General features: G+C 72.5%; 2 protein-coding genes and 1 pseudogene. 1 reads left to right on the top strand and 2 read right to left on the bottom strand.

Features of this window, described 5'->3' with window-relative positions:
- Positions 1-1,040 (top strand): annotated as a pseudogene (locus tag IEY78_RS34685) (hypothetical protein); the annotation flags it as partial.
- A 774-nt stretch (positions 1,041-1,814) separates the two neighbouring features.
- Here IEY78_RS34685 and IEY78_RS29575 read toward each other — a convergent pair.
- Positions 1,815-2,333: a prepilin peptidase gene (locus tag IEY78_RS29575; RefSeq protein WP_229700250.1), complete on the bottom strand. Its 519-nt coding sequence runs from the start codon at positions 2,331-2,333 to the stop codon at positions 1,815-1,817.
- A 338-nt stretch (positions 2,334-2,671) separates the two neighbouring features.
- Positions 2,672-6,055, bottom strand: coding sequence for a LysM peptidoglycan-binding domain-containing protein (locus IEY78_RS29570; RefSeq protein WP_189103457.1), 3,384 nt, complete (start codon positions 6,053-6,055; stop codon positions 2,672-2,674).
- Positions 6,056-6,058: the final 3 nt, after the last annotated feature.

The following is a 6,058-nucleotide window of genomic DNA, read 5'->3' as shown; positions in this document are numbered from 1 at the left end:
AGCTGGAGCAGGAGCGGCTGGTGTACCAGGCCCGCCTGCGTTCCCGGTTCGGACGGGCCTGGCGCCGCAAGGCCCCCGTGGAGTCCCTGATGCCGCTGCGGCTCGCGCGGTTCGGGGTGCCGCTGGCGAAGACCGCTCCCGCGGGGCTGGCCGCCGCGGGCATCGAACCGCAGCTGCTGCCGGCGCCTTGGCGATCCGCCACGCCCGCCCTGGAGCCCACGACGCAGGAGCCGGCCGGGGTCGGAGCCGACGCGGGGGTCGGAACCGAGTCCAACGTCGGTGCCGAGTCCGAGGAACTGCCGAGTCAGTGGTTCGTGGCCCCGCAGCAGGTGACGTACCGCGGGAACTACGACCCGGCGTTCGTCCCCGAGCAGGAGCACGGGGACGACTTCGCCGGTGCCGTCCACGCCTACACCACCCAGCACGGCGACGCACCCAACGCCCGGGAAGACCCTGCGCCGATCATGGACGTGGTCGACCCGAAGCCCGAGCCTGAGCCGCAGCCGGCTGATGTCGGTCACGCGACCTACAGCGGCGTGACCGAGCACGCTTCGGCCAGCACCGCGGTGGCCGATGCACCCCCGCTTCAGGAGCCGGTGGCCGCAGCGTCGGCCACCGGTGGGCAGCAGACGCATCAACCGGTCTCCTCGGTCACCAGCCAGGGCGTGACCGGCCACAGTGCCGCTGCGTCCGCGGCCAGCCCGTCGGCCATCCCGTCGGCCCGTGAGCCGGACACCGTCGGCCAGCCTGAACTCTGGGAGGCCGAGGCGTTGGACAGCGGTGAGGCCACGGCGCGGCAGCCGCAGCCGCAGCAGCAAGAGCGCGATCCCGATGAAGAGAGGATCGAGCAGGTGCTGCAGTGGATGATCGAGGCGGAGGCTGCAGGGGAGAAGAAACTGTCCGGTGCAGAGGCTGCCCGTCGGCTGGGAGTAGCCCCGCGAACGGGCCAGCGAGCGGTTGCCGAGGCCAAGAAGATCAAGGCCGATCGCGAGCGACAGCAGGGCCGCGCCCACCTGAGGTCGGTCACCGACCGCACGTGACCGATCGGCAGATTAAGCCCACGGCATCGGCCACAGCGTGAGAGCCGTGGCCGAGTGGCCGACAAGCCTCCACCGGTCCGGCCGCGGCCATGACCGATCCACCCCGTGGCCGATGGCCGAAGTGCAGGAGTCGGCCACACGCCCGCGCACGGATACTCCCGTGGCCGATGGTCTGATCGGCCATCCCATCCGGCTATTCGCCGCTGTGTCCCGCCCGGCGGTACGGCGGCCAAAGAAACCCTCCAAGTCGACCGGCGAGCGTCGGTAGCTGCGGCAAGATCGGTGTATCAGCCGTCGAGGAGTGGGGGAGCAGGTGGGAAAGCCGCAGAGGAAGCCGGGGGTGCGGATCCCGTGGGTCCGGGATGAACGGGGTGACGAATACGACCGGTCGGCAATCGACATCAAGCCCTGCCCGCCGTACCTCATCCCGCTGAGAGGTCCACGGGCGGGCACTTCAGCCTCCACTGCCCGTCGGCCTCCGGCTCCGGCTCAGCCTCGGGCACCGGATCGGCCACCGGCACCAGCCGGCGGTCCGGTCGTTCCGCCACTACCGCGCTGTCCACCCGCCGTTCCTTCGCCGCGCTCGCCGCGCCTGCACGGCTGGCTGAACCGCCTACGTGGCCGCTGACCGGCCATCCTCCGAGTCGGTCATGGCCGATCGTCTGATGGCCGGTTCGGGGAAGTCGGCCACGGTCACCTGCACGAGCGCGATCGGCCAACGACTGGCCACCACCAACCGCACGACAGCCCCACCGCTCAGCACTGCGGGCGAATTTAGCTGTGGGCAAGGAGGGCGGCCAGCGTGCCGATGATCAGGAACGGGCCGAAGGCCATCGTGCTTTTGCGGGTGCTGCGTCGGGCGAGGAGCAAGAAGACCGCCACGACAGCCGCGAGCAGGAAGCTCATCATGAGCCCCAGGAGTGCCACATGCCAGCTGTGCCATCCGAGCAGGGCGCTGAGAGAGATGACGAGCTTGGCGTCACCCAGGCCCATGCCGCCCAAGGCCAGCACCGTGAACAGCACGCCGGCGGCGGCCGCGGCGGCCAGGGCCCGCCCGAGACTGCCGGGCTCGTGGTGCGCGGAGGCGACGGTGAGCAGCGTGAAGGTGCCGACGGCGGCGGGCAGGGTCAGGGCGTCCGGTAGACGTTGGACGGCGCTGTCGACCAACAGCAGGGCGGAGCCAATGAGCGCCAGCCAGTACTGGGCAGCGGCGTACCAGCCTTCCGTCCCGCCGGCCGCGACCGCGGCGAACGCCGCCGCAGTGGTGAGCTCCGGCAGCCAGGGTGCACACAACCGGACACGGCAGGTGGAACAGCGGCCGCCTGGCGGCAGCAGCCGCAGGGCATACGGGCGCCACGTCGCGCCCGGACACGGCGAGCAGGCCATGCACGGGATGCTGACGGGCTCGCCGGCCGGGACGGCGAGAGCAACAACGACCGGGCGTAGGGCAGCTCCTGCTGCAAGGCCCACAAGCGTGGCCAGCAGCTGACCGAGCATGGAGCGCCCCTCTCGTGCTGCGCCGCCTGAAGCGCGGCGGCTGGGATTCCGTGAGCAGGCGCACGGTGCGCCCGCATCGTCGGGTGGTTTGCTGCGCGGCACCAGCTGGTGAGTGCCGGGTGTTCGGCCGCCTCTCAGCTGGTGGTCTGGCGGGTGCGGGGGAGCAGGTCACGCAGGAGCTGCGCGGTCTCGGCGTCCATATCGACGCCTTCGCCGCCGAGCTGGTCGTTGATACGGACCAGCCTGGCGGCGGCCTCGCGCAAGGCAGCGGTGTCACCGGCCTTGTGGTGGGCCCGGAAGACGGCACGGTGCAGCGGTTCGCTCTCCTCGGCGGCGAGGAGACCGCGGTTCGCCGACCACAGGGCGCCGGTGGTGTCGCCAGCCTCCCGCAGACGGTCGGACAGCTCCAGCGCGACATCCACAATGGCCTCGCACATCTCCTGCATGAGCGGCTCGGCCCAGGAGTAGCGCTGGCGGTCGACAGCGGAGAACGGGCGACCGCGCACGAGGGACAGCGCGCGGCGCAGCGCCAGATCCCCGTCCTCACTCACGTCGTGAAGCCCCGCTGCGGCGAAGCGCTGGAAGCGGGTCCAGTCACAGTCGACGCTGGGGCTGAGCCGGTAGCGGTGGCCTTCGGTGTCCTGCAGGCGCGGGAAGAAGTACGTGCCGTCGGCGTCCTGGCCCAGCCAGCTGCGCAGGCGGGAGATCACGGAGGTGCGCATGGACTTGTGCACGGTGCTGGTGGGCCACAGTGCGGCGTCGATGGCGTGGTGGTCGACGTCGGGGTTCAGGTAGAGGAAGACCGCGAGTTCTGTGCTGGGGGCTTCTCGGGCGGAGTCGTAGCGGCCGGTCGCACCGGTGAGGGAGACGGGGCCGAGCAGCAGGATGTCTGGCGCCGCGGCGCCGGCAGCGGCGGCCGTATCTTCGCTTTCGGGTGCCGCAGTTGTCGTCTCGGGCGGGAGGGGGATGGTGAGGTGCGCGGTGCCGGTGGTGCAGGCCTGCGCGACGCGGACCAGTGCGGTGTCTGCCGGGCCCGGTGCGACGGTGGTGCTGGTGTCGACGGGCTCCGTGGCCAGCTGGGGGAGGGCTGCGGCGTGCTTTGCGGGACCTTCCGGCTCGTCGGCGGCGTCCTCGCCCTCGTCGTCGGCGTATTCGGCCGGCAACCCGGCCCCGTCCGCGCCCGAGGTCCCGGCCGGCTGCTCGCCGGGGGTTGCGTCCGTGGTCTGCAAGTCCTCCTCGTCGGTGACGGGATGGGCCGGGGCGGGGGACGGCGGCAGGGAAGCGGAGCTGGCGGCGACGCGCAGCAGCTCGACGGCATCCGCGTAGACGGCGTTGTCCAGGCCCTGGACATGGATGGTGAGGCCGGAGCCGGGCAGGGTGACGCTCTGCTCCGGGCCGCCGCAGTCCAGGGTCCAGGCGGTGTCGGGCAGCGGCACGTCGGTCGGGGCGGCGACAACGACGGCGCTCGCGGTGCGCGGCGCGGCATCGAGTTCGAGAGCCGCGAAGAGCGCGCCCGGGTCGCCGGTCAGGTCTTGGGCGAGGACGACGTGGGGTGTCCAGGCGCCGCCGGAGTCCTCGTGCAGCCGGGCCTCGCCCAGACCGCGTGCACCGAGCTCGGTGAGGCTGCGGCGCTGGTCGGTGGCGTGGGCGGTGAGCTTAGTGGTGATCTGGGCGAGGCTTGCGCTGCGGGCGACGCGCTCGGGTACGACGTCGTCCAGGCCGGGCGCGGTGCTATCGACGACCGTGACGTCCAGGGGGCCGTGGACGCTGGCGGTTGCCAACTCCATTGCGATCCCCCGCATCACGCTCTGGGCGAGGTGAGCATCGCCGGTGAGGTTGAGGACGCCGATGCGCTCGAGGTCGACCAGGACCAGGCGGCCGTCGTCGTCCCAGCCGAGCGAGACCAGAGCGGGGTAGGGGGCATCCATGTCGCTGTGGTCCTCGCCCAGAGTGGGGTGGGCGGCGGTGCAGGTCCACACGTGCGGCTGGCCGGGCATGGCCGTGAACGGAGCGACCGGCGGGGCCTGTCGGGCCAGGTGGAGATCGAGTCGGGCGTCGTGCAGGACCACCGCGTCGAGATCGGGCAGGTCGCGCCCGGCGTCGGCGAGGTGGGAGGCGAGCGCCCGCAGAGCGGCATTGAGGAGGTCGAAGCCGCTGTGCTGGACGCTGCGCAGTCGGCGCTCGGTCTCGGCGGCACTTCCCTCGGGCATGGCGATGCGGTGGCCGGGCTTGCGGCGGCGCTGCTGCAGCACACGGCGGGTGACGAGCGTGCCGATCAGCGCCGCGGCCAGCACACCGGCCCCAGCCCACACCATGGCGGGCGCCAGCGTCTGCTCATCGTCAACGGCATGCACCTCCGGCTGCGCCGTCTCCGTCTGCGCGGAGCCATGGGGCGCAGGGACGTCGGGTGTTGACGGGGCGGGAGACGAGGGGGCTGGCGCGGCGGGGGAGGAGTGTTCCGGCTGGGCGTCGGGGCGGTGCGTGCTGGAACTGCCGTGGTGCTCGGGTGCCTGACGGTCGGGTGCGCCGGTAGAGGAGTCCGTGTCCGGGGTGGTCGGCGCGGCGCTGTGGTCCTTGTGCGGGGCCGGCTTGGCCGGGGCGGGCCGCGGGGCGTCCTCGTGGTCCGCGTGCGGGGGCTGGGCGTTGTGGCCGGGCAGGTCAAAGTGCTGGCCCGGGTAGATCAGGTCAGGGTTGCTGATCTCGTCGCGGTTCTCGGTGTAGATGTCGTGCCAGCGACTGGCGCTGCCCAGCTTCTTCTGCGCGATGCCGGAGAGGGAGTCGCCCGAAGCCACCGTGTACGTTTCGGCCTTTGGCTCCTGCTGGGTCTCGGCGGAGGCCGGGGCGGCCGCGGCGAGCTCGGTGTGCACGCCGTACGCGTCGGCTGGCAGGTTGACGACGGTGCCGACGGGCAGCGTCGCGGTCTGCGGCAGGCCGGGGTTCAGGGCGCGCAGTTCGCTGTAGCGGCGCCCGTCGCCGAGGTAGTGCTCGGCCAGGTCCCACAGTGTCTCGCCGGTCGCGCCCACGGTGTGCCGGGGACCAGTGTGTGTGGACGCCTTCTGCGGCGTGGGCGCGTGGGCGGTGGAGGGGGCGGGGGCTGCCGTCGTGTTGTGGGCAACCGCGGTGGCGGGGGTAGCGGCGATAGCGGTGGCCGACGGGAAGACCAGCAGTCCGCCCAGCAGTACGGCCGCAAGGCGCTGCGGTGCGGCCAGGCCCCGAACCCGCGGCGCGGCCCGGTGGCGCAGGAGGGCCGCGGCCTCCACGACCAGGGAGGCGATGAACCATGCCCACAGCACCCAGCACACCAGCGTGATGGCGGTGAAGAGGACCTGCCCGTCGTCCGGCGCCATCAGGGCATCCCCGATATCGCCCACGGAGGGCACGCCAGCGGGCAGCGTGCCGACGCGCAGCAGCGCGAGCGGCAGGCCGACGACGAGCGCGGCAAGGGCCGCAAGGCTGCCGGTGACGCGTACCAGGGTCAGCGGCCAGGGGCGGTGCGTGGGGGAGTGGGGGTGGGGCATGTC

It is taken from the genome of Streptomyces kronopolitis, assembly GCF_014646275.1.
Classification (GTDB): Bacteria; Actinomycetota; Actinomycetes; order Streptomycetales; family Streptomycetaceae; genus Streptomyces; species Streptomyces kronopolitis.
Note: the sequence above shows the minus strand (reverse complement) of the source record. Positions and strands in the feature narration are given on the sequence as shown.